Annotated in this window: 37 protein-coding genes; 34 read left to right on the plus strand and 3 right to left on the minus strand. The window is 40.1% G+C overall.

The window, feature by feature from the left end; translation table 11 throughout:
• The first annotated feature begins 75 nt into the window (after positions 1-75).
• Positions 76-1,194, plus strand: a complete 1,119-nt coding sequence (locus SUCMO_RS0102420; RefSeq protein ID WP_019878844.1) for a M20 family metallopeptidase — start codon at positions 76-78, stop codon at positions 1,192-1,194.
• 331 nt (positions 1,195-1,525) lie between these two features.
• Here the strand turns inward: SUCMO_RS0102420 and SUCMO_RS0102425 are convergent, their stop codons facing one another.
• From SUCMO_RS0102425 to SUCMO_RS0102435, 3 genes are all read right to left on the minus strand, one after another.
• A complete protein-coding gene (locus SUCMO_RS0102425; RefSeq protein WP_019878846.1) occupies positions 1,526-2,293 on the minus strand; it encodes a TPM domain-containing protein in 768 nt (255 codons plus the stop codon).
• Positions 2,294-2,318: 25 nt separating this feature from the next.
• On the minus strand, positions 2,319-2,876 hold the full coding sequence (locus SUCMO_RS0102430) for a LemA family protein (protein ID WP_019878847.1): 558 nt from the start codon (positions 2,874-2,876) through the stop codon (positions 2,319-2,321).
• A 220-nt stretch (positions 2,877-3,096) separates the two neighbouring features.
• A complete protein-coding gene (locus SUCMO_RS0102435; protein WP_019878848.1) occupies positions 3,097-3,684 on the minus strand; it encodes a beta-class carbonic anhydrase in 588 nt (195 codons plus the stop codon).
• A 174-nt stretch (positions 3,685-3,858) separates the two neighbouring features.
• Between SUCMO_RS0102435 and SUCMO_RS0102440 the strand changes: the two genes are divergently transcribed.
• The 33 genes from SUCMO_RS0102440 to rpsK all read left to right on the plus strand — a co-directional run bounded on the left by SUCMO_RS0102440 (position 3,859) and on the right by rpsK (position 21,707).
• On the plus strand, positions 3,859-4,140 hold the full coding sequence (locus tag SUCMO_RS0102440; RefSeq protein WP_245539340.1) for a ribosomal L7Ae/L30e/S12e/Gadd45 family protein: 282 nt from the start codon (positions 3,859-3,861) through the stop codon (positions 4,138-4,140).
• 75 nt (positions 4,141-4,215) lie between these two features.
• Complete coding sequence (gene rpsL / locus SUCMO_RS0102445) at positions 4,216-4,599, plus strand: 30S ribosomal protein S12 (protein WP_019878850.1); 384 nt, start codon at positions 4,216-4,218, stop codon at positions 4,597-4,599.
• Positions 4,600-4,638: 39 nt separating this feature from the next.
• Positions 4,639-5,109: a 30S ribosomal protein S7 gene (gene rpsG, locus SUCMO_RS0102450; RefSeq protein WP_019878851.1), complete on the plus strand. Its 471-nt coding sequence runs from the start codon at positions 4,639-4,641 to the stop codon at positions 5,107-5,109.
• A gap of 25 nt (positions 5,110-5,134) precedes the next feature.
• Complete coding sequence (gene fusA / locus SUCMO_RS0102455; RefSeq protein WP_019878852.1) at positions 5,135-7,222, plus strand: elongation factor G; 2,088 nt, start codon at positions 5,135-5,137, stop codon at positions 7,220-7,222.
• A gap of 50 nt (positions 7,223-7,272) precedes the next feature.
• Positions 7,273-8,457 carry an elongation factor Tu gene (tuf, locus tag SUCMO_RS0102460; RefSeq protein ID WP_019878853.1) on the plus strand — a complete coding sequence of 395 codons (1,185 nt, stop codon included), beginning with the start codon at positions 7,273-7,275 and terminating at the stop codon, positions 8,455-8,457.
• Positions 8,458-8,618: 161 nt separating this feature from the next.
• Positions 8,619-8,930 (plus strand): 30S ribosomal protein S10, encoded by a 312-nt coding sequence (rpsJ, locus tag SUCMO_RS0102465; RefSeq protein WP_019878854.1) that lies wholly within the window; start codon positions 8,619-8,621, stop codon positions 8,928-8,930.
• A 15-nt stretch (positions 8,931-8,945) separates the two neighbouring features.
• Positions 8,946-9,587, plus strand: coding sequence for a 50S ribosomal protein L3 (gene rplC / locus SUCMO_RS0102470; protein WP_019878855.1), 642 nt, complete (start codon positions 8,946-8,948; stop codon positions 9,585-9,587).
• 27 nt (positions 9,588-9,614) lie between these two features.
• A complete protein-coding gene (gene rplD / locus SUCMO_RS0102475) occupies positions 9,615-10,238 on the plus strand; it encodes a 50S ribosomal protein L4 (protein WP_019878856.1) in 624 nt (207 codons plus the stop codon).
• The gene (gene rplW, locus SUCMO_RS0102480) at positions 10,238-10,528 is read left to right on the plus strand and encodes a 50S ribosomal protein L23 (protein ID WP_019878857.1); all 291 of its coding nucleotides are present in this window, start codon (positions 10,238-10,240) and stop codon (positions 10,526-10,528) included. The genes rplD and rplW overlap by 1 nt, the downstream gene beginning before the upstream one ends.
• Before the next feature lie 23 nt (positions 10,529-10,551).
• Positions 10,552-11,379, plus strand: coding sequence for a 50S ribosomal protein L2 (gene rplB, locus SUCMO_RS0102485; protein WP_019878860.1), 828 nt, complete (start codon positions 10,552-10,554; stop codon positions 11,377-11,379).
• Positions 11,380-11,411: 32 nt separating this feature from the next.
• Complete coding sequence (rpsS, locus tag SUCMO_RS0102490; protein WP_019878861.1) at positions 11,412-11,687, plus strand: 30S ribosomal protein S19; 276 nt, start codon at positions 11,412-11,414, stop codon at positions 11,685-11,687.
• A 20-nt stretch (positions 11,688-11,707) separates the two neighbouring features.
• Positions 11,708-12,040, plus strand: a complete 333-nt coding sequence (rplV, locus tag SUCMO_RS0102495; protein ID WP_019878862.1) for a 50S ribosomal protein L22 — start codon at positions 11,708-11,710, stop codon at positions 12,038-12,040.
• A gap of 27 nt (positions 12,041-12,067) precedes the next feature.
• A complete protein-coding gene (rpsC, locus tag SUCMO_RS0102500) occupies positions 12,068-12,736 on the plus strand; it encodes a 30S ribosomal protein S3 (protein ID WP_019878863.1) in 669 nt (222 codons plus the stop codon).
• Entirely contained in the window at positions 12,736-13,215 is a 480-nt protein-coding gene (gene rplP / locus SUCMO_RS0102505; protein WP_019878864.1) for a 50S ribosomal protein L16, read from the plus strand. The genes rpsC and rplP overlap by 1 nt, the downstream gene beginning before the upstream one ends.
• The gene (gene rpmC, locus SUCMO_RS0102510; RefSeq protein ID WP_019878865.1) at positions 13,205-13,399 is read left to right on the plus strand and encodes a 50S ribosomal protein L29; all 195 of its coding nucleotides are present in this window, start codon (positions 13,205-13,207) and stop codon (positions 13,397-13,399) included. Before rplP ends, rpmC begins: the two co-directional genes overlap by 11 nt.
• Positions 13,400-13,458: 59 nt before the next feature.
• Positions 13,459-13,695: a 30S ribosomal protein S17 gene (gene rpsQ / locus SUCMO_RS0102515; protein ID WP_033297231.1), complete on the plus strand. Its 237-nt coding sequence runs from the start codon at positions 13,459-13,461 to the stop codon at positions 13,693-13,695.
• Between the two features lie 39 nt (positions 13,696-13,734).
• Positions 13,735-14,103 carry a 50S ribosomal protein L14 gene (gene rplN / locus SUCMO_RS0102520; protein WP_019878867.1) on the plus strand — a complete coding sequence of 123 codons (369 nt, stop codon included), beginning with the start codon at positions 13,735-13,737 and terminating at the stop codon, positions 14,101-14,103.
• A 39-nt stretch (positions 14,104-14,142) separates the two neighbouring features.
• Positions 14,143-14,478, plus strand: coding sequence for a 50S ribosomal protein L24 (gene rplX / locus SUCMO_RS0102525; RefSeq protein ID WP_019878868.1), 336 nt, complete (start codon positions 14,143-14,145; stop codon positions 14,476-14,478).
• A gap of 28 nt (positions 14,479-14,506) precedes the next feature.
• Complete coding sequence (rplE, locus tag SUCMO_RS0102530) at positions 14,507-15,049, plus strand: 50S ribosomal protein L5 (RefSeq protein WP_019878870.1); 543 nt, start codon at positions 14,507-14,509, stop codon at positions 15,047-15,049.
• Between the two features lie 17 nt (positions 15,050-15,066).
• Positions 15,067-15,252, plus strand: a complete 186-nt coding sequence (locus SUCMO_RS0102535; protein ID WP_019878871.1) for a type Z 30S ribosomal protein S14 — start codon at positions 15,067-15,069, stop codon at positions 15,250-15,252.
• Between the two features lie 27 nt (positions 15,253-15,279).
• Positions 15,280-15,678 carry a 30S ribosomal protein S8 gene (gene rpsH, locus SUCMO_RS0102540; protein ID WP_019878873.1) on the plus strand — a complete coding sequence of 133 codons (399 nt, stop codon included), beginning with the start codon at positions 15,280-15,282 and terminating at the stop codon, positions 15,676-15,678.
• Between the two features lie 29 nt (positions 15,679-15,707).
• A complete protein-coding gene (gene rplF / locus SUCMO_RS0102545; protein WP_019878874.1) occupies positions 15,708-16,256 on the plus strand; it encodes a 50S ribosomal protein L6 in 549 nt (182 codons plus the stop codon).
• Between the two features lie 32 nt (positions 16,257-16,288).
• Positions 16,289-16,657, plus strand: a complete 369-nt coding sequence (gene rplR / locus SUCMO_RS0102550; protein ID WP_019878875.1) for a 50S ribosomal protein L18 — start codon at positions 16,289-16,291, stop codon at positions 16,655-16,657.
• A gap of 17 nt (positions 16,658-16,674) precedes the next feature.
• Entirely contained in the window at positions 16,675-17,175 is a 501-nt protein-coding gene (gene rpsE / locus SUCMO_RS0102555; protein ID WP_019878876.1) for a 30S ribosomal protein S5, read from the plus strand.
• 16 nt (positions 17,176-17,191) lie between these two features.
• Positions 17,192-17,377 (plus strand): 50S ribosomal protein L30, encoded by a 186-nt coding sequence (rpmD, locus tag SUCMO_RS0102560; RefSeq protein WP_019878877.1) that lies wholly within the window; start codon positions 17,192-17,194, stop codon positions 17,375-17,377.
• Between the two features lie 18 nt (positions 17,378-17,395).
• Positions 17,396-17,836 (plus strand): 50S ribosomal protein L15, encoded by a 441-nt coding sequence (rplO, locus tag SUCMO_RS0102565; protein ID WP_019878878.1) that lies wholly within the window; start codon positions 17,396-17,398, stop codon positions 17,834-17,836.
• On the plus strand, positions 17,837-19,093 hold the full coding sequence (gene secY, locus SUCMO_RS0102570; protein WP_019878879.1) for a preprotein translocase subunit SecY: 1,257 nt from the start codon (positions 17,837-17,839) through the stop codon (positions 19,091-19,093).
• Positions 19,094-19,102: 9 nt separating this feature from the next.
• Positions 19,103-19,765 carry an adenylate kinase gene (locus SUCMO_RS0102575; RefSeq protein ID WP_019878880.1) on the plus strand — a complete coding sequence of 221 codons (663 nt, stop codon included), beginning with the start codon at positions 19,103-19,105 and terminating at the stop codon, positions 19,763-19,765.
• On the plus strand, positions 19,752-20,504 hold the full coding sequence (gene map / locus SUCMO_RS0102580) for a type I methionyl aminopeptidase (protein WP_019878882.1): 753 nt from the start codon (positions 19,752-19,754) through the stop codon (positions 20,502-20,504). The genes SUCMO_RS0102575 and map overlap by 14 nt, the downstream gene beginning before the upstream one ends.
• Before the next feature lie 37 nt (positions 20,505-20,541).
• Positions 20,542-20,760 (plus strand): translation initiation factor IF-1, encoded by a 219-nt coding sequence (gene infA / locus SUCMO_RS0102585; RefSeq protein ID WP_019878883.1) that lies wholly within the window; start codon positions 20,542-20,544, stop codon positions 20,758-20,760.
• 29 nt (positions 20,761-20,789) lie between these two features.
• Positions 20,790-20,903, plus strand: a complete 114-nt coding sequence (gene rpmJ / locus SUCMO_RS0102590) for a 50S ribosomal protein L36 (protein ID WP_003373491.1) — start codon at positions 20,790-20,792, stop codon at positions 20,901-20,903.
• Positions 20,904-20,920: 17 nt separating this feature from the next.
• The gene (rpsM, locus tag SUCMO_RS0102595; RefSeq protein WP_019878884.1) at positions 20,921-21,289 is read left to right on the plus strand and encodes a 30S ribosomal protein S13; all 369 of its coding nucleotides are present in this window, start codon (positions 20,921-20,923) and stop codon (positions 21,287-21,289) included.
• Between the two features lie 22 nt (positions 21,290-21,311).
• Entirely contained in the window at positions 21,312-21,707 is a 396-nt protein-coding gene (gene rpsK, locus SUCMO_RS0102600; RefSeq protein WP_019878885.1) for a 30S ribosomal protein S11, read from the plus strand.
• The last annotated feature ends 15 nt before the right edge of the window (positions 21,708-21,722 follow it).

Here is a 21,722-nt window from a genome sequence, read left to right on the forward strand (position 1 = left end):
GTTGCATTCTTGGCAAAGTTGTATTATCTTAGTAGTAAGAAGTAGCGCTAGTTTACTAAGTGAGGGAGTGAAATAATGAGTTTGCAATTAGATAAGTATTTACAAGAGCTAGAGTTGTTGGTTAACATTGATAGTGGCAGTCGCTATCCTGCGGGGGTACGCAAGGTAGCGGAATTTTTTGCGGAAAAATTTACTAAATTAGGTTGGCAAGTGCAATGGTTAGATTTGGGCGAAGACGTAGGGCCGGCCCTGAAAATAGTAAATCGCCCAGCTGACAAATATGACTTGTTGGTCTTGGGGCATATGGATACCGTATTTCCTGAAGGAACAGTAGCGGAACGACCTTTTAAAATTGTTGGTGAACGAGCTTATGGACCAGGTGTAATTGATATGAAAAGTGGCTTACTATATGCTTATTATTTAGCGGAGCAGTTACAAACAGAGCAATTGCTAGATACTGCTAATATTTGTTTGCTGTTTAACAGTGATGAAGAAATTAGCTCCATATATTCTCGCTCCATAATTGAGGAAACGGCTAAAAAGGCAGCACATGCAATTGTATTAGAACCAGCACGGGCGAGTGGGGCTAATGTTTATTTACGCAAAGGGGTAGGACGTTACAAATTAACTTTTAAAGGTTTAGCGGCACATGCAGGTGTAAATCCGCAGGAGGGAGCTAGTGCAATTCATGAATTTGCACACTGGTGTACCAGTTTGGTACAGCTTAACAATCCAGAGACGGAAACAACTTTGAATGTGGGCATGATTACAGGTGGAAGCGCCGCCAATGTAGTAGCTGATTATGCCCAAGCTCAAATTGATATCCGCATAAAATATTATCGGGAAGCGGAAAAAATTCAAGCGCAATTGGCTAAATTACAAGCACAACCGCTAGACACTAGGGTTCAAGTTGAGGTAGAGGGTGGCTTGACTCGTCCGCCAATGGAAAACACCGCAGGAAATCAAAAATTAGGCTCTATAGCGGATTCAGTTGCTGCTAATTTGGGGATGAAAATTGATTGGGTTGCGACTGGTGGTGGTTCAGATGGGAGCTTTACCTCGGCGTTAGGCGTGCCAACTTTAGATACTTTCGGGCCAGTTGGTGGCTTAGGACATGGTGTGGGCGAATATATAGATATTCCTAGTATTGAACCAAGGTTTGAGCTATTAATGGGGATTGTAAAAAAATATTAGTTAAAGACTGAGAAAGTGATAATTGAGAAAATATCGGGCAACTGAAATTTTTAAGTAGTCGACAAAAAACATTTTTAGGTAGCTCTTGTATTGTTAGTTTTATCGTCATACTAGTAGAGAGAGTCGCTTGCTTCTTAGAACTTAGAACTTTTTAGTTGATATTTTTTTCAATTAAAGTTCACTCGTCGGAGTTGCTTAGACTAACTAAGTTGTAATTGCTAACAATATTGTGGTAGGTAAATTTAAATTTTTATCGGAAAAGTGCAAATAAAAAGCAGCTGTGGGGCGGAATTAACCGCTACACAACTGCTTAGTTTATTTATTTGGGACTTTACCAACTACGGCTAGAACCGCCTCCGCCGCCCGAGCCGCCTCCGTAGCCACCGCCACTAGAACCGCCTCCGCCGCGACCGCCACCACGCAACAGAATGGATAAAATAAGTTGTAAAATAAAACCGCCTAAAAATATTTGATCAATAATCATCAGGCCCACAAAACCAATTGCCAAAAGCGCAATTGCCCAAGCTGGTAATTCAGTGGGTTGCTCCAGTTGCTTGTTGGCTTTGGCTGGTTTAGTTACTGGGGCATCTTTCAACTCGATTTTATATTCTTTAGCAACTAATTGGGCTAAGGCGTTATAGGCGTTGTTAATGCCTTTATCATACTGGTTTTGTTTAAAGTACGGCAGCATAAACTCATCTTGAATTCTGCCTGTTAAACCATCGGGTAAAGCTCCTTCGAGGCCATAGCCGACCTCAATTCGAGATTTGCGATCATTTACCGCGACCAGCAGTAGGACCCCGTTATTCTTTTCGCGATCGCCAATTTGCCATTTGCGAAATAATTCGAGACTGTAATCTTCGAGGGCATTGCCTTCGAGACTTTTTATAGTAACAACTACGATTTGCGCTTTGGTTTGACGCTGTAACTGTTCGCCTAGAGCGTTAATATTGGCTTTGGTTTGGGGCGTCAGAATTTGGGCGAAATCTTGTACATAAAAACTGCTGGTGGGAGTTGTTGGAACTTGTGGCGCAGCAAACGCTACTAAGGAGCATAGAAGTTGCCCTAGTAACAAAATACTGATTAGCCAACGTTTCATTAAATCACCCCTTTAAGTTTGTTTGTTACTTAAAGGAAACTTTAGGCACTGCTTTAGCAGCTTCTTCTACCTTGAAGTAATCCTTAGAACTGAACCCAAACATGCCAGCGTAGATCACTGTTGGGAAAGATTTTACTTTAGAATTATAAACTTGAACGCTATCATTATAATCTTTACGAGCAACAGCTATACGGTTTTCTGTTCCTGCTAGCTCATCAGATAATTGACGGAAACTAGCATCAGATTTTATTTGGGGATAGTTTTCGACAACTACCATTAGGCGAGAAAGAGCACTGCTTAACTCACCATTGGCTGCCGATACTGCCGCTGGACCTTGAGCACCCATCATTTTAGCACGTGCTTCAGTTACGGCTTTAATTAAGTCTTTTTCCTGATTAGCCATGCCTTGGACAGTGGAGACTAAGTTAGGAATTAAATCGTTGCGGCGTTGTAATTGGTTTTCTACTTGACTCCATTTACCGCTCACGTTTTCTGACATACTCACTAGAGAGTTATAACCACTAACGCCCATAATGGCGATTAGTGCAATGACAACGATTGTAGCAATTAAACCTTTATTCAATGTTTGGCACCTCACTTTATTTTAGAATTTTAAAAAGGTCTACGCTTGATATTTTAGCTGTTTTTGCAGGCCTTGTCAAAATGGCGGGAGAAAGGTAAATAAAATTTAAATATTATATCTTGATGTAAGGAGTTGTAAAGAGCAATTTAGAGGCTACCGTTAGAGTCGAAAATTTTTAAAAATCTTATAAGACTGTTATAAGAAATATTGCTGAAGAAAATTAGCTTATGTGCTTATAGCCATTGACAATAACTTTGATGGCACCACTTTGTGGACAAAACAATAACCCGTGAATAGGGACATCGCCAGGAATGAAAGGGTTGAGACGAACGGTAGCGACAGTTTCTTCGATGTTTTGTACTGGATGGTTAAAGCCGTCTACCCAGTGTTCTAGCTTGTCCTTGACTAGATGAATAGCACTTGGATGTACACCGCGAGCTAACATTTTTTGAATTAAACCCTCGGAAGTACTGTTGGCCAAACCGCAGTCTTCGTGACCGACGATAAAAATTTCTTGCACGCCTAATTCGTAAACGGCGATAATCAAACTGCGCATGATATTATCGAAAGCCGAAGTGATGGTGTTACCAGCAGCTTTAATAATTTTTGCTTCGCCACGGGCAATGCCTAAAGCTGGTTCGAGAAAATCTACTAAACGTGTATCCATACAACTGTAAATGGCCACTTGTTTATCAGGATATTTACTAATTGTAGCGGAATGTTCACAATCAGTGCAGTGCAAATATTCTGCGGGGAGATTGTTTACAAAATTATCATTTGCTTGGAGCATTTTTTCTAAAGTGTTCATTTTACACCTCCTAAATCTAAGATTATTATAGCATATTTTTAATACTTTTAAGACAAATGAAACACTAGGACGCGTGTGCAAAAAGAAGGCCGTAAAACATTGTTTTGTAAGCAATTATTTTATAAAAAAAAGTTGACAAAGTGTTTTTGTGGTGCTACAATGTAGTAGTGTCTAATGACGGGAACCTTTATTGAAGGGATGTTTAATATGTCGATTGATGCAATAAGCAAGAGTAAGAACAAGGTAGTTGGCGTAAAACAAGTACTCAAAGCTTTAGAAAGAGACCAAGCGGAGTGCGTTTTCATCGCGACAGATGTTGATGAAAGAATTGTTGAGCCAATTTTATTTTTGTGTAAAGAAAGAAACATTTCGGTAACTCGAGAGATTACCAAACAAGAGCTTGGTAAAGCTTGTGGGATTCAGGTCGGAGCAACTGCAGTCGGGTTGCTAAAATAACTAGGTAAGGGCCGAAGCAAAGCGCTTTAGGTTTTTATAAATATTAAATACGAATTTTGGGAAGGAGGTGCCATAGTGCCTACTATTAATCAATTAGTACGCAAAGGTAGAACGGTTATTGAGAAAAAGTCTACAGCACCAGCATTGAAAAATTGTCCACAAAAACGTGGCGTTTGTACAAGAGTGTATACAACAACACCTAAAAAACCTAACTCGGCGTTACGTAAAGTTGCCCGTGTTCGTTTAACAAATGGTATTGAAGTAACAGCTTATATCGGTGGTATTGGCCATAACTTGCAAGAGCATAGCGTTGTTCTTATTAGAGGCGGAAGGGTAAAAGACCTTCCAGGGGTACGTTACCATATCGTTCGCGGTGCGTTAGATACTGCAGGCGTTGCGAAACGTAGCCAAGGTCGTTCCAAATACGGTGCAAAACGCGCCAAAGCAGCAGCGAAATAATAATTGTTGCGCAACACAGTCTAATAAGGAGGGATATGTATGCCAAGAAAAGGTCCAGTAACTAAAAGAGACGTGCTTCCAGATCCAGTGTATAACTCGAAACTAGTAACACGTTTTATAAATAAAATTATGGTTGATGGTAAAAAAGGCGTTGCAGAGAGCATTGTATATGATGCATTCGATACTATTCACGCTAAAACTGGTAAAGATGCGTTAGAAGTTTTCGATACAGCTCTTAAAAACGTTATGCCGATCCTTGAAGTTCGCGCTCGTCGCGTAGGTGGTGCAAACTACCAAGTTCCAGTAGAGGTTCGTGCAGACCGTAAATTAGCTCTAGGAATTCGTTGGGTGGTAAACTACTCAAGATTACGTGGCGAAAGAACAATGCAAGAGCGTGTAGCAGCTGAATTAATGGATGCAGCTAATGGTACAGGCGCTGCAGTTAAGAAAAGAGAAGACACGCATAAAATGGCAGAAGCTAATAAAGCATTTGCGCATTATCGCTGGTAATCTCTAAATAAGGAGTGGAAATTTAGTGGCTAGACAGGTTCCTATAGAAAGAACAAGAAATATTGGTATAATGGCTCACATTGACGCCGGTAAAACGACGACAACTGAACGTATCCTATTTTACACTGGTAAAGTACATAAACTAGGTGAAGTTCACGATGGTGCGGCTACTATGGACTGGATGGTCCAAGAGCAAGAAAGAGGTATTACAATTACTTCTGCTGCAACTACCTGTCAATGGGATGGCCACTCAATAAATATCATAGATACGCCTGGACACGTTGACTTCACAGTTGAAGTTGAACGGTCTTTGCGGGTACTAGATGGCTCTGTGGCTGTATTCTGTGCTAAAGGTGGCGTTGAGCCTCAATCAGAAACAGTTTGGCGTCAAGCTGATAAATACAGAGTACCACGTATGGCCTATGTAAACAAAATGGATATCACTGGTGCTGACTTCTATAACGTAGTTGACATGATGAAATCTAGATTGGGTGCAAATGCTGTGCCAATCCAAATCCCAATCGGCTTTGAAGATACTTTTGCGGGCATGATCGATTTGATCGAAATGAAAGCAATTATTTACACTGACGATTTAGGTAAAACAAGCGAAGCGTCTGAAATCCCAGAAGATATGAAAGACCAAGCAGAATTATATCGTCAAGAAATGCTTGATGCAGTAGCTGAAGCTGATGACGAATTAATGATGAAATATCTTGAAGGTGAAACATTCACTGTAGAAGAAATCAAAGCTGCGATTCGTAAAGCAACTATTGCTTGCGCGATGACTCCAGTCCTTTGTGGTTCTTCTTATAAAAATAAAGGTGTACAAACATTGCTTGATGCAGTAGTTGCGTATATGCCAGCTCCAACTGACATTCCAGCTATTAAAGGTGTACATCCAGATACTGGTGCTGAAGACGAAAGAGCCGCAGATGACTCGCTTCCATTTTCTGCATTAGCATTTAAAATTATGGCCGATCCATTCATTGGTAAATTAGCGTTCTTCCGGGTATATTCTGGAACACTTTCTTCTGGTTCTTATGTATTTAACTCTACAAAAGGCAGAAAAGAACGTGTAGGTCGTATCCTTCGGATGCATGCTAACCGCCGTGAAGAAATCGACATGGTTTGCACTGGTGATATTGCGGCTGCAATTGGTTTAAAAGATACTACAACTGGTGACACTCTTTGCGATGACAAATCACCAATTATCTTAGAATCAATGGTATTCCCTGATCCAGTTATCTCTGTTGCCGTTGAGCCAAAAACTAAGGCAGACCAAGAAAAAATGGGTATTGCCTTGCAACGTTTGGCCGAGGAAGATCCAACTTTCCGCGTGCATACAGACCAAGAAACAGCACAAACTATCATCTCTGGTATGGGTGAGTTGCATTTAGAAATTATCGTAGATAGATTACTTCGTGAGTTTAAAGTAGGTTGTAACGTGGGTAATCCTCAAGTTGCATACCGCGAAACAATTCGCAAAGCTGTTGATTCGGAAGGTAAATTCGTGCGTCAATCCGGTGGTCGTGGTCAATACGGTCATTGCTGGTTGAAAATCGAACCCCAAGAGCCAGGTACAGGCTTTGTGTTTGAAAACAAGGTTGTTGGTGGTGCAATTCCTCGTGAATACATCAACCCAATCGAAGCTGGTGTTAAAGAAGCTATGGATAACGGTGTATCAGCTGGTTACCCAATGGTTGACATCAAAGTTACTGTATATGATGGTTCTTACCATGATGTCGATTCTTCGGAAATGGCGTTTAAAATTGCGGGTTCAATGGGCTTTAGAGCAGGTTGCTTGAAAGCTAGCCCAACAATTTTAGAACCATACATGAAAGTTGAAGTAACAGTTCCTGAAAGTTATATGGGTGATGTAATCGGTGACTTAAACTCTCGTCGTGGCCGTATCGAAGGTATGGATTCACGCAATGGTGCTCAAGTTATCCGCGCATTTGTACCACTTTCTGAAATGTTTGGTTACTCAACAGACCTTCGTTCTAAAACACAAGGTCGCGGTAACTACTCTATGGAATTTGATCATTATGAAGAAATTCCACGCAGCATTGCAGAAGCAATTGTTGCAAAACGTGGTGTGAAAAACAGCGATTAATCGCTGTTCAAAAATATAAAAAAATACAAAATTTAGGGAGGCATTTAACAATGGCTAAACAAAAGTTTGAAAGAAACAAACCACATGTTAATATCGGTACAATCGGACACGTTGACCATGGTAAAACAACTCTAACTGCTGCAATCACTAAAACACTTGCAAAAGCAGGCGGAGCTCAATTCATGGCATATGACCAAATAGATAAAGCTCCAGAAGAACGTGAACGTGGTATCACAATCAATACTTCACACGTTGAGTATGAAACTGCTAATCGTCACTATGCACACGTTGACTGCCCAGGCCATGCTGACTATGTTAAAAACATGATCACTGGTGCTGCACAAATGGATGGCGCTATTCTTGTAGTAAGTGCTGCAGATGGCCCAATGCCACAAACTCGTGAACACATTTTGCTTGCTCGTCAAGTAGGTGTTCCTGCGATGGTAGTATTCTTGAACAAAGCTGACATGGTTGATGATGCTGAGTTAATCGAATTAGTAGAAATGGAAGTTCGTGAACTTCTTTCTGCATATGATTTCCCTGGTGATGATATTCCAATCATTGTAGGTTCTGCATTAAGAGCATTAGAAGATGATGAACAATATGTTAACAAAATTCTTGAACTAATGGCTGCTGTAGATTCTTACATCCCAACTCCAGAACGCGATACTGACAGACCATTCTTAATGCCAGTTGAGGACGTTTTCACAATCACTGGTCGTGGTACAGTTGCTACTGGCCGTATCGAACGCGGTATTGTAAAAGTTGGTGATACTATTGAAATCGTTGGTATGCAAGAAAAACCAAAATCAACTGTTGTAACAGGCGTTGAAATGTTCCGTAAACTTCTTGACCAAGCAGTTGCTGGTGACAACGTAGGTTGTCTACTTCGCGGTGTTGAGCGTAAAGATATCGAACGTGGACAAGTTTTAGCAAAACCAGGTTCAATTAAACCACACACTAAATTCCAAGCAGAAATTTATGTTTTAACTAAAGAAGAGGGCGGACGTCACACTCCATTCTTCCAAGGTTACAGACCACAATTCTATTTCCGTACTACTGACGTTACTGGTGTTGTAACTCTTCCAGAAGGTACTGAAATGGTTATGCCTGGCGATAACATTCAAATGGCTGTAGAACTTATCACTCCAATCGCTATTGAACCAGGTCTTCGTTTCGCGATCCGCGAAGGTGGCCGTACAGTAGGCGCTGGCGTTGTAGCTACAATCGACTAATATAAACAAAACCAAGTATTCTTTTAAGGGGTGCTACCCACCCCTTAAAATTTCGTTTTATGGTAACTGCGATGATGTGAGAGGTTGCTCACTGCGGTGAGGGGATTTTCACGGAGTATGTCCGTTCGATAGAAACAGGGCGACAAGGAGGATTTTTAAAAATGGCAAAACAACAAAAGGTAAGAATTCGTTTAAAAGCATATGATCATAAAGCACTTGATCAAAGTGCAGCAAAAATCGTGGAAACTGCGAAACGTACAGACGCGAAGGTGTCTGGTCCTATTCCACTACCTACTGAAAAGAATGTATTTACAATTCTACGTTCTCCACATGTTAACAAAGATTCTCGTGAGCAATTTGAAATGCGCACACATAAAAGATTAGTTGACATTTTGGAACCAACACAGAAGACAATTGATGCGTTAATGCGCTTAGACCTTCCAGTTGGTGTAGATATTGAAATCAAGCTGTAAGGAGGAGGTGCAATAATGACAAAAGGAATTTTGGGTAAGAAGATAGGCATGACACAAATCTTTACTGCAGAAGGTAACTTATTACCTGTAACAGTAGTAGAAGCTGGTCCATGTGTAGTACTTCAAAACAAAACAGTGGAAAACGATGGTTATAACGCTGTGCAAATCGGTTTTGGTGCGAAAAAAGAAAAACATTTAAGCAAACCAATGAAGGGTCACTTTGAAAAAGCTGGCGTAGCCCCAGTTAAATTCATTAAAGAATTAAGACTAGCTACACCTTCAGAATATACTGTAGGACAAGAAATTAAAGTGGATATCTTTGCTGACGGCGAGCTAGTTGATGCAACTGGTATTTCTCGTGGTAAAGGTTTTGCTGGTGGTATTAAGCGTCATAATTTTGCACGCGGACCAATGACACACGGTTCTAAATCACATCGTGAGCCAGGGTCAATCGGATCTCGTATGTCAGGTCCTGGTGGTAAAGTTTTTAAAGGTAAAAAACTACCTGGACGTATGGGTTCAGCTCAAGTAACTGTACAACGCCTTGCGATTGTAAAAGTAGATGCTGAGCGTAATTTACTACTTATAAAAGGTGCTATCCCAGGTGCTAAAGGCTCTTTTGTAATGGTAAGAAATACGGTGAAACCGAAAAAATAATTTTCGCGTAAGAAAGGAGGAAGACTAATGCCAAAAGTTGAGATATATAATATTGCTGGTCAAACAACCGGCGAAACAATAGAATTAAACGAATTTGTTTTTGGCGTGGAAATGAACGAAGCAGTTGTTCACCAAGCAGTTGTAATGCAACAAGCAGCACAACGCCAAGGAACATCAGCAACAAAAACACGAGCTATGGTTCGTGGTGGCGGTCGTAAACCATGGCGCCAAAAAGGAACAGGACGTGCACGTGCAGGTAGCATCCGCTCTCCATTGTGGATCGGTGGTGGTGTTGCTTTCGGACCACATCCTCGTTCATATGCAAAAAGCATGCCTAGAAAAGCACGCCGTTTAGCAATCCGTTGTGCACTTTCTGCAAAACTTGCAGCTGGTGAATTGATGATTGTTGATGGTATGAATTTCGAAGCACCAAAAACAAAACAAGTTGTAAGCATGATGAGTGCATTCACAGCGAACAAAGCGTTGTTAATCACTGAAGGTATGCAAGAAATGGTAGAGAAATCTGCACGCAATATTCCTGGTGCAAAAGCATTATCAAATCAATATTTAAATGTATTTGATCTTTTATATCATGATAAAGTGTTGGTTTCCCGTGAAGCTATAGCTAGAATAGAGGAGGTGCTTGCGTAATGGCTGCGAATCCTCGTGATGTGTTAATTCGCCCACTAATTACGGAAAAAACTTCTATGATGATGCAAGAAAATAAGTATGCTTTTCAAGTAGCACTTAATGCAAACAAAGTAGAAATCCGTCAAGCAGTTGAGCAAATTTTCGATGTAAAAGTATTATCAGTAAACACAGTGCGTGTACTTGGAAAAGTTAAACGCATGGGCCGTACACAAGGCAAACGTTCTGACTATAAAAAAGCAATCGTAAAGCTTGCTGAAGGTCAAACAATAGAATTTTTTGAAGGTATGTAATCTGTTTTAAAGGAGGGAAAAAAATGGCTGTTAAAAGTTTTAAACCGTATTCTCCAAGTAGACGTTTTATTACAGTTGCTTCTTTTGATGAGATTACAACTAATAAACCTGAGCGTTCTTTAGTTGCTCCTTTAAAAAGTAAAGCAGGCCGTAATCAGCAAGGTAAACTTACTGTACGTCATCAAGGCGGCGGTCATAAACGTTTATACCGTATAATCGATTTCAAAAGAACAAAAGACGGCGTTCCAGCTGTGGTGGCAACAATTGAGTATGATCCAAACCGTAGTGCGCGAATTGCCCTGCTAAACTATGTAGATGGTGAGAAAAGATATATAATCGCTCCTAACCATTTAAAAGTTGGCGATAAAATAGTAAGTGGTGCTGATGCAGATATCAAAATTGGTAACTGCTTGCCATTAAAAAACATCCCTGTTGGTACAATGGTTCATAACGTAGAAATGAAAATTGGTAAAGGCGGTCAATTGGGTCGTTCAGCTGGTTCTTCAATTCAACTTATGGCTAAAGAAGGGGATCATGCATTGTTAAGATTACCATCTGGCGAATTGCGCAAAGTACATATTAACTGTCGTGCGACAATCGGTCAAGTAGGTAACTTAGATCATGAAAACATTACAATCGGTAAAGCTGGTCGTTCTCGTTGGTTGGGCATTCGTCCTGCTAACCGCGGTGTAACAATGAATCCTTGTGACCATCCACATGGTGGTGGTGAAGGTCATTCACCTGTTGGACGTAAGCATCCAGTTACTCCTTGGGGTAAATGTGCTTATGGTACACGTACACGCAGACCAAAAGCTTCTGATAAGCTAATTGTGAAACGTAGAACAAAATAAACCGTGATGGTAAGTAAAAGGAGGCTGAAGTAGTGTCCAGATCAATAAAAAAAGGACCTTTCGTCCAAGAAAGTCTTCTCAAGAAGATTGAAGCAATGAATGCTGCTGATGAGAAAAAAGTTGTAAAAACTTGGTCTCGTAGCTCAATGATTCTTCCTAGCTTTGTAGGACATACTGTTGCTGTTCATGATGGTCGTAAACACATTCCTGTTTACATCACAGAAGACATGGTAGGCCACAAACTTGGTGAATTTGCAGTTACTCGTACATACAAAGGTCACGCAGATAAATCAACAGGCTTGAGATAAGAGGAAGGGGCAAAGATAACATGGAAGCAAAAGCAATTGCTAAATATGTTCGCATAGCACCGCGCAAAGTACGAATTGTTATAGACCTCATTCGCGGGAAATCCGTGGCTGAAGCGTTTGCAATTTTAAAGCACACTCCGAAAGTTGCCTCAGAGGTAATCGAGAAAGTGCTCAAGTCAGCTGTTGCTAATGCAGAACACAATTATGATATGAATGTGGATAATCTATATGTATCTAGTACATTTGTAGATCAAGGTCCAACATTAAAAAGAATACACCCACGTTCACGTGGACAAGCATTTCAAATTTTAAAACGCTCTAGTCATGTAACTGTAACAGTTTCAGAAAAATAATCCCCAGGGAAAAGGAGGGAAACCGTAGTGGGTCAAAAAGTACATCCGCATGGATTTCGAATCGGCGTTATCAAAACTTGGGATTCTAAGTGGTTCGCTGATAAAAATTATCAACAGTATTTACTAGAAGACATTAAAGTACGTGAGTTTGTAAAAGAAAAATTATTCACAGCTGGTATTTCTCGCGTAGAAATCGAGCGGTCTTCAAATCGCATGGTGGTAATTATTCACACTGCGAAACCTGGCATGGTTATTGGTCGTGCTGGTTCAAATATCGAATTACTAAAAAAAGATATCAAAAAAATGACAACAAGTGATCTTGATATCAAAATTCAAGAAGTAAAACAACCTGATATGGATGCTACATTGGTTGCGGAAAATATCGCAGCTCAATTAGAAAGACGTATCGCTTTCCGTCGTGCTATGAAACAATCTGTAACACGTACAATGCGTATGGGCGCAAAAGGTATTAAAGTACAAGTTGGCGGTCGTTTAGGCGGCGCTGAAATAGCTCGTTCTGAAGGTTATCGTGAAGGTAGCATTCCACTTCATACTCTAAGAGCTGATATCGATTATGGTACAGCAGAAGCACATACAACTTATGGTCGTATTGGTGTAAAAGTATGGATTTATAAAGGTGAAGTACTTCCAACAAGCAAGGAGCCTGTGGTTCAGCCTGAGGGAGGGAAAAAATAATGTTATTACCAAAAAGAGTTAAACGCCGTAAACAACATAGAGGTCGCATGACTGGTCGTGCGTATCGCGGTAATATGATAAGCCATGGTGAGTTCGGTCTAGTTGCACTTGAACCATCTTGGATTACAAATCGCCAAATTGAAGCAGCTCGTATTGCGATGACTCGTTATATTAAACGTGGTGGTCAAGTTTGGATTAAAATATTCCCAGATAAACCAATCACAGCAAAACCAGCTGAGACTCGTATGGGTAGCGGTAAAGGTTCACCTGAGTATTGGGTAGCAGTAGTAAAACCAGGTCGTATCATGTTCGAAATGAATGGTGTGCCTGAAGATGTAGCTCGTGAGGCAATGCGTCTTGCAGCTCATAAACTGCCAATCAAAACTAAGTTTGTGACTCGTGCTGGACAAGAAGCTGAGTTAAAAGCAAAGAGTGCTTCACAAGAAATTGAAGTGGGTGGTGAAGCAAATGAAAACTAATGAAATTCGTGAAATGTCAGCAATAGACCTTGACAACAAGATTGGTGCTTTAAAAGATGAATTGTTTAGATTACGTTTTCAAATGGCAACAGGACAACTTGACAATCCAATGCGTATTCGTGAAGTGAAAAAGTCTATTGCCCGCGTTAAAACCATCCAACGTGAACGTGAGTTGAAAGCCTAAAATCTTAACAAGGTTTAAGGAAGGAGGCAAAAATAGTGACTGAAGAAAGAAACCTGCGTATGGTTCGTACTGGTAAAGTTGTAAGCAATAAAATGGACAAAACTATTGTTGTTGCTGTAGAACGCAAAGTACAACATGAACTATATAAAAAAGGTATGAAACAAACTATAAAATTTAAAGCTCATGATGAAAATAATGAGTGTAACATTGGTGATATCGTAAAAATTATGCAAACAAGACCGCTTTCTAAACAAAAACGGTGGAGACTTGTGGAAATACTGGAACGCGTAAAATAGTCATTTTGATTAACGCAATTCGGTAAAGGAGGAGAAAGCATGATACAACAGCAAACAATACTCAATGTAGCTGATAACACTGGCGCAAAAAAGGTAATGTGTATTCGTGTACTTGGCGGTTCTTATCGTAGATATGCAAATATTGGCGATGTAATCGTTTGTGCAGTAAAAGATGCATCACCCGGCGGCGTTGTTAAAAAAGGTGACGTTGTAAAGGCAGTTGTCGTACGTACCAAGAAAGGTTTGCGTCGTCAAGATGGCTCTTACATTCGTTTTGATGAAAATGCAGCAGTTGTTATAAAAGAAGATAAGAGTCCTCGTGGAACTCGTATTTTTGGGCCTGTTGCTCGCGAGCTACGCGATAGAGATTACATGAAAATTATTTCTTTGGCACCAGAAGTGCTGTAATTATAAAGCAAATCTGCACTAAAAGGAGGTGTGTCTAACATGGCTACAGCTGTAAAATTGCATGTAAAAAAAGGCGATACAGTAAAAGTATTGTCTGGTAAAGATAAAGGTAAAGAAGGTACAATCATTCAAGCTTCACCTAAAACTGGCAAGGTAGTGATCGAGAACATCAATAAAGTAAAACGTCACACAAAACCAAGCCAAGCTAACCCACAAGGTGGCATTATAGTTAAAGAAGCGCCAATGTCTTCATCCAAAGTCATGTTGGTATGTCCCGCTTGTAAAAAAGCGACTCGTATTAAAAAGACTGAACTCGCTAGTGGTAAGTTCGTAAGAGCTTGCAAAAAATGTGGCGAAGTAGTAGATAAAGAGTAAGATATTCTTAAGAAAGGAGGCAACTTGAGTGGCTGCTAGACTTAAAGAAAAATATTTATCAGAAGTAGCAAAAGCTATGATGGATAAGTTTGGTTATAAAAATATAATGGAAATTCCTAAAGTTGAGAAAGTTATTATCAACATGGGCGTAGGAGAGGCTGTTGCTAATCCAAAAGTACTAGATGCAGCTATTGGTGATTTAACACTAATTTCTGGTCAAAAACCAGTAATCACACGTGCGAAAAAATCAATTGCAGCATTTAAATTACGTCAAGGAATGCCAATCGGAACGAAAGTAACTCTTCGTGGCGAACGCATGTATCATTTCTTAGATAAGTTAATCAACGTATCTTTACCTCGTGTACGTGACTTCCGCGGTATTAGTCCAAAAGCATTTGACGGACGCGGTAACTACGCTCTAGGTATGAAAGAGCAATTGATTTTCCCTGAGATTTCTTATGACAAAATTGATAAAACTCGTGGTATGGACATTGTAATTGTTACAACTGCGAAAACTGACGAAGAGGCAAGAGAATTGCTAAAACTTTTAGGAATGCCTTTTAGCGCATAATTTAAGGAGGGAAAAACATGGCAAGAGCTGCACTTATAGAGAAATGGAATAAAGAGCCCAAATATAAAGTGCGTAAATACAATCGCTGCAAAGTTTGTGGAAGACCACATGCTTACATGCGTAAGTTTGGTTTATGCCGTATATGCTTCCGTGAATATAGCTATAAAGGCGAAATTCCGGGAGTTACCAAAGCCAGCTGGTAAACAGCAACAGGAAGGAGGTTATGTTAGATGGTAATGACTGATCCGATCGCCGATATGCTTACGCGTATTCGTAATGCAAACTCGGTTTATCATGATAAAGTAGAGATTCCAGGCTCTAAAATAAAAGAAGCAATCGCGGTAATTTTGAAAGCTGAAGGCTTTATAAAGGACTTTGAAACCATCGCCGATAACAAACAAAACACAATTCGTGTAAGTTTGAAATACGGCTCTAATCGTGAAAAGGTAATTTCAGGGATTAAACGTATATCTAAGCCAGGTCTTAGAGTATATGCGAAAAAAGACCAATTACCACGCGTATTAGGAGGTCTGGGTGTTGCGATTATATCTACATCACAAGGTATGATGACAGATAAAGCAGCACGTAAAGCAGGTCTTGGTGGCGAAGTAGTCGCATATATTTGGTAAGATTCTGCAGACAAAGGAGGTGCTTATAAGTGTCAAGAATTGGTAAAATGCCTATTACTGTACCAGCAGGAGTTACAGTTTCTATAGAAGAAAATTTTGTGGCTGTTAAAGGTCCTAAAGGCGAATTGAGCCGTCAAATCCACAAGGATATGATTATAGAATTAAACGATAATATTTTAACGGTGGCGCGTCCATCTGATGAAAAAGAGCATCGTTCTATGCATGGTTTATCCCGTACACTAATTGCTAATATGGTGATTGGGGTTACACAAGGATATACTAAAACATTAGAAATCGCTGGTGTTGGTTACCGTGCCGCTAAAGCAGGCAATAATGTTAATATGACATTAGGTTTCTCTCATCCAGTAGTTATAGAACCACCTACAGGTATTACAATTGATGTTCCAGCTCCTAACAGAATTGTTATCAGCGGTATCAACAAAGAAACAGTAGGGGCTATGGCAGCACAAATTCGTTCATTACGCGAACCTGAACCATATAAAGGTAAAGGTATTAAGTATGAAGGTGAAGTTATCCGTCGTAAAGTTGGTAAAGCTGGCGGTAAAGGTAAGAAATAAATAAGAAGTTTTAAAGGAAGGGAGTGAATACCTTGCTTAATAAAGAAGATAAAAATGCAAAGCGTAAAAAACGCCATCTTCGTTCCCGCAAAAATGTGATTGGCACGGCAACTCGTCCTCGTTTGAACGTATTCCGTAGCTTAGGCAACATTTATGCGCAAGTTATTAATGACGAAACCGGAGTAACTTTGGTTTCTGCAAGTACAATTGATAAAGAAATTAAAGCTTCTGTAGAGTACGGTGGTAACATAGAAGCAGCTAAAATAGTTGGTAAAGCGATTGCTGAAAGAGCTAAAGCAAAAGGTATCGATCAAGTTGTATTCGACCGTGGCGGTTGTATATATCATGGACGTATCGCAGCATTAGCAACTGCAGCACGTGAAGCGGGCTTAGAATTTTAGAAGAAGGAGGGATATAAGTGGCGAAAATTGACTATAGAGACCTTGACCTAAAAGAAAAAGTTGTATTTATCAACCGTGTAGCGAAAGTTGTAAAAGGCGGACGTAGATTTTCTTTTAGTGCCTTAGTTGTTGTAGGTGATGAAAATGGTCACGTTGGTATGGGACTTGGTAAAGCAGGAGAAGTGCCTGAAGCAATTCGTAAAGGCGTTGAAGATGCGAAAAAGAACCTTATCAGTGTTCCGATTGTAGGAACTACTATTCCACACATGATTACAGGACAATTCGGCGCTGGTAGTGTATTGTTAAAACCAGCTTCAGAAGGTACTGGTGTTATTGCTGGTGGTGCAGTACGTGCTGTATTAGAATTAGCTGGAGTACATGACATTTTAACTAAATGTTTAGGCTCAAATAACCCAAACAATGTAGTTCGCGCTACATTAAACGGACTTCAACAATTGAAACGTGCTGAAGAGGTTGCGCAATTGCGTGGTAAATCAGTACAAGAATTGTTAGGCTAATAGGAGGCTAAAGAAAATGGAAAAAGTAAAAGTTACATTGACTCGAAGCCTTATTGGTCGTCCGCAAGATCAGCGTGCTACTGTAAGAGCTTTGGGCTTAACAAAAATAAATCATAGTGTTGTAAAGGAAAACTCTCCATGCGTACAAGGGATGATACATAAAGTAATCCATCTTGTAAAAGTAGAGAAAGTTGAAGCTTAATACAAGGAGGTGCTAGGGATGAAATTATACGAATTAGCTCCTGCTCCAGGTTCACGTAAGACTCGCACTCGTGTAGGTCGTGGGCTAGGTTCTGGACTAGGTAAAACTTCTGGTAAAGGCCATAAAGGACAAAATGCTCGTTCAGGCGGTGGCACTCGTCCAGGTTTTGAAGGTGGTCAAAGACCTTTATACTTACGTATACCTAAACGTGGTTTTTATAATAAGTTTGGAAAAACATATGCCGAAATCAACGTAGGCGTGTTAGAATGCTTTGAAGACGGTACTGTGATTGACCCAGTAATGTTGATTGAATGTGGCCTAGTGAAAAATATTCGCGATGGTGTACGTATTCTAGGTGATGGCGAATTAACTAAGAAGTTAACAGTTATCGCTATGGGCTTCAGCAAAACTGCAATGGAAAAAATCACAGCTGCTGGCGGAAAAGTAGAGGTGATTTAGTTGTTATCAGCCCTTTCAAATGTATTCCGTATAACAGAGCTTAGAGATAAGATATTATTTACGTTAGCAATGTTTGTCGTATTCAGGGCTGGAACACATATTCCTGTACCAGGGGTTAACGCAACAGTAATTGAGCAGTTGTTTAACAATGGTAATTTGTTTGGTTTGCTCGATCTATTTGCAGGTGGAGCTTTAAGTAAGTTTTCTATATTTGCGATGAGCATTACACCATATATCAACGCCTCCATCATTTTACAACTACTAAACGTAGTCGTTCCAACTTTAGAACGGTGGTCTAAAGAAGGTGAAGAAGGTCGGAAGAAAATTGGCAAGCTTACGCGCTATGGAACAATTGTCTTAGGCTTTATTCAAGCTCTGGGAATGGCTTTTGGTCTACGCCAAGCGATAAATAATCCAACAATCCCGTCTATTTTGTTAATTGCGCTAACACTAACCGCAGGTACAGCATTTTTGATGTGGATAGGGGAGCAAATTACGCAAAAAGGTATAGGCAATGGTATTTCGTTAATTATATTTGCTGGGATTGTTTCTCGGTTACCTGATGGAGTGTTTACAATCTATCAGTATCTAGTGGCAGGAACAGTAAGTATTTTAAATGTTATTCTGTTTGCGATTATCGCTACAGCGATGATTGTATTTGTAATAGCTATTTCACAAGGAATTCGTAAGGTTCCAGTGCAATATGCGAAACGTGTAGTCGGTCGTAAAACGTATGGTGGACATTCTACTCATTTACCATTAAAAGTAAATCAAGCAGGTGTTATTCCAGTAATTTTTGCGTCATCTGTGTTAATGTTTCCAGTAACTATTGCCCAATTTATTAATATACCTTGGGTGAAAACAGTAGCTGATTGGTTCGCATGGGGAACACCACTACAAACCACAATATATGTGATCCTGATTATATTCTTTACGTATTTTTACACAGCTGTTACGATGAACATTCCAGATATGGCAGAGAATATGAAAAAACAAGGTGGATTTATTCCAGGGCTACGTCCTGGCAAACCTACTGCGGAATATCTAGATCGCATACTAACTAGAATTACCTTGTCTGGGGCGGTGTTTTTAGCTCTAATCGCAGTAATGCCAAACCTAATTGTTTGGATTACTAGCATCCAAGGTGTATATTTTGGTGGCACTGCGCTACTAATTATAGTTGGTGTAGCCTTAGATACAATGAAGCAAATAGAGTCCTTAGTGTTGATGAGACACTATGAAGGCTTTATGAAGTAGGAGGTAAAAATGTATATTCTATTAATGGGACCGCCGGGTGCTGGTAAAGGCACGCAAGCGGAAAGAATGATTGAAGAATACAAAATCCCACATATCTCTACTGGGGATATGTTCCGCGCTGCTGTGAAAAAAGGCACGGAATTAGGGAAAGAAGCAAAAAGATATATGGATTCTGGACAGCTAGTGCCGGATGCCGTTACCATTGGTATCGTGCGTGAAAGCTTAGCTAATCCAGAATGCAAAAATGGGTTCATTTTAGATGGGTTTCCTCGCACATTAGAGCAAGCGCAAGCATTAGATGCTATATTAGCAGATTTGGGTATAAAATTAAGTGGTGTAATTAATATATCCGTTGCTGACGAAAAACTAGTGGGCAGGGTAACTGGCAGACGCATATGTAAAAATTGTGGTTCTACCTACCATGTAGAGTTTAATCCAGTAAAAGTTGATGGTATTTGCGACAAATGCACAGGGGCACTTTATCAACGTGATGACGATAAAGAGTCAACTGTTATGAAACGCTTAGAAGTGTATCATGAACAAACAAGACCACTCATTGAATATTACACTCAACAAGGCGTATACTTTGCAATAAAAGGTGACCAACCTATTGATAAAGTATTCAGTGATATAAATAGCAGTATTAAGGGAATGAACCATGATAATAATTAAGTCTGAGCGAGAAATTAATTATATGCGTGATGCAGGCAAAATCGTGGCACTTGCACTAGATGCAGTGCGTAAGATTGTAGAGCCTGGAATAACGACAGGTGAACTAGATGAGGTCGCTAGAAAAGTAATTGCTGAATGCGATGCGATTCCGACCTTTAAAGGTTACCATGGTTATCCTGCTAATATTTGTACTTCAGTTAACTCAGAAGTTGTGCATGGAATACCAGGTTCGCGTATTTTGAAAGAAGGAGATATTGTTAGTGTTGATTGTGGAGCATTATATAATGGCTACAATGGAGACTCAGCAGTTACTTTTCCTGTCGGCAAAGTAAGCCCTGAAGCAATAGCACTTATGGACATAACTCGCGAATGTCTTGAGAAAGCTATTGAACAAGCGGTGGTAGGAAATAGACTTGGTGCTATTTCTCATGCTGTACAAACTCATGCTGAAGCAGCTGGTTACGGCGTTGTTCGTGATTATGTAGGCCATGGTATTGGTCGCAAAATGCATGAAGATCCTCCTATTCCAAATGTTGGGGAACCCGATAAAGGTCCAAAGTTAAAAGCGGGCATGGTTTTAGCCATAGAGCCAATGATAAATATTGGCACTTATGAAGTTAAAACCTTAGGTGATGGCTGGACGGTAGTGACGAAAGATGGAAAGTATTCTGCCCATTTTGAACACACGGTAGCTATAACTGAAAATGGTCCAAGCATACTTACAAAACTTGATCAATAGATTAAGTCGCACAATTTTCTAAGGAGGTATTGATATAATGTCAAAACAAGATGTTATTGAAGTAGAGGGTACAATATTAGAAGCTCTACCAAACGCCATGTTTCAAGTAAAATTAGAGAACGGTCATGTTATTCTCGCTCATATATCTGGTAAAATTCGCATGAACTTCATTAAAATTTTGCCTGGCGACAAGGTAACCGTGGAGCTGACTCCATACGACCTTAATAGGGGACGTATTACATACCGTTTCAAATAAACAAGCAGGCAAGAGGAGGTTTTACATTTATGAAAGTCAGACCATCTGTTAAGCCGATATGTGAAAAATGCAAAGTCATAAAACGTAAAGGCCGTGTTATGGTAATCTGTGAAAATCCTAAACATAAACAAAAACAAGGCTGAGAAGGAGGTGCATCCTAATGGCACGTATAGCTGGGGTTGATTTACCAAGAGATAAGCGTATTGAGTATGCACTGCCGTATATTTACGGCATCGGCCTTACGCTATCTCGCGAAATTCTTACTAAAAATCAAATCGACTTTGATACTAGAGTCCGTGATTTGACTGAAGAAGAAGTTTCGAAATTGCGTGAGACCATAGATAGAGAATACAGAGTAGAGGGCGATTTAAAACGCGAAGAGCAATTAAATATTAAACGCCTTATCGAAATTGGTAGTTACCGTGGTAGACGTCATCGTATGGGCTTACCTGTACGCGGACAAAATACTAAAAACAATGCTCGTACCCGTAAAGGTCCAAAACGTACAGCAGGCGGTAAAAAGAAATAACGCATAAGGGAGGGATATACGAGTGGCTGCTGCTAGAAAAGTTGTCCGTACAAAACGGAAAGAACGTAAAAACATAGAGCATGGTGTAGCGCATATTCGCTCTACATTCAACAACACAATCGTTACAATCTCTGATGTTAGAGGTAACGTATTGAGTTGGGCAAGTGCAGGTGGCATGGGCTTCCGTGGTTCACGTAAAAGCACACCATTTGCTGCACAAATGGCTGCAGAGCAAGCTGCAAAAGCTGCAATGGAGCATGGCTTGAAACAAGTAGAAGTATTTGTTAAAGGCCCAGGGTCAGGACGAGAAGCTGCGATTCGTTCATTACAAGCTGCAGGTTTAGAAGTTAACTCTATTAAAGATGTTACCCCTATTCCTCATAATGGATGTCGTCCACCAAAACGTAGAAGAGTATAATTTTAAAACCGGGAG

Origin of the sequence: Succinispira mobilis DSM 6222 (assembly GCF_000384135.1) — a bacterium.
In the GTDB taxonomy this organism is placed as follows: domain Bacteria; phylum Bacillota; class Negativicutes; order Acidaminococcales; family Succinispiraceae; genus Succinispira; species Succinispira mobilis.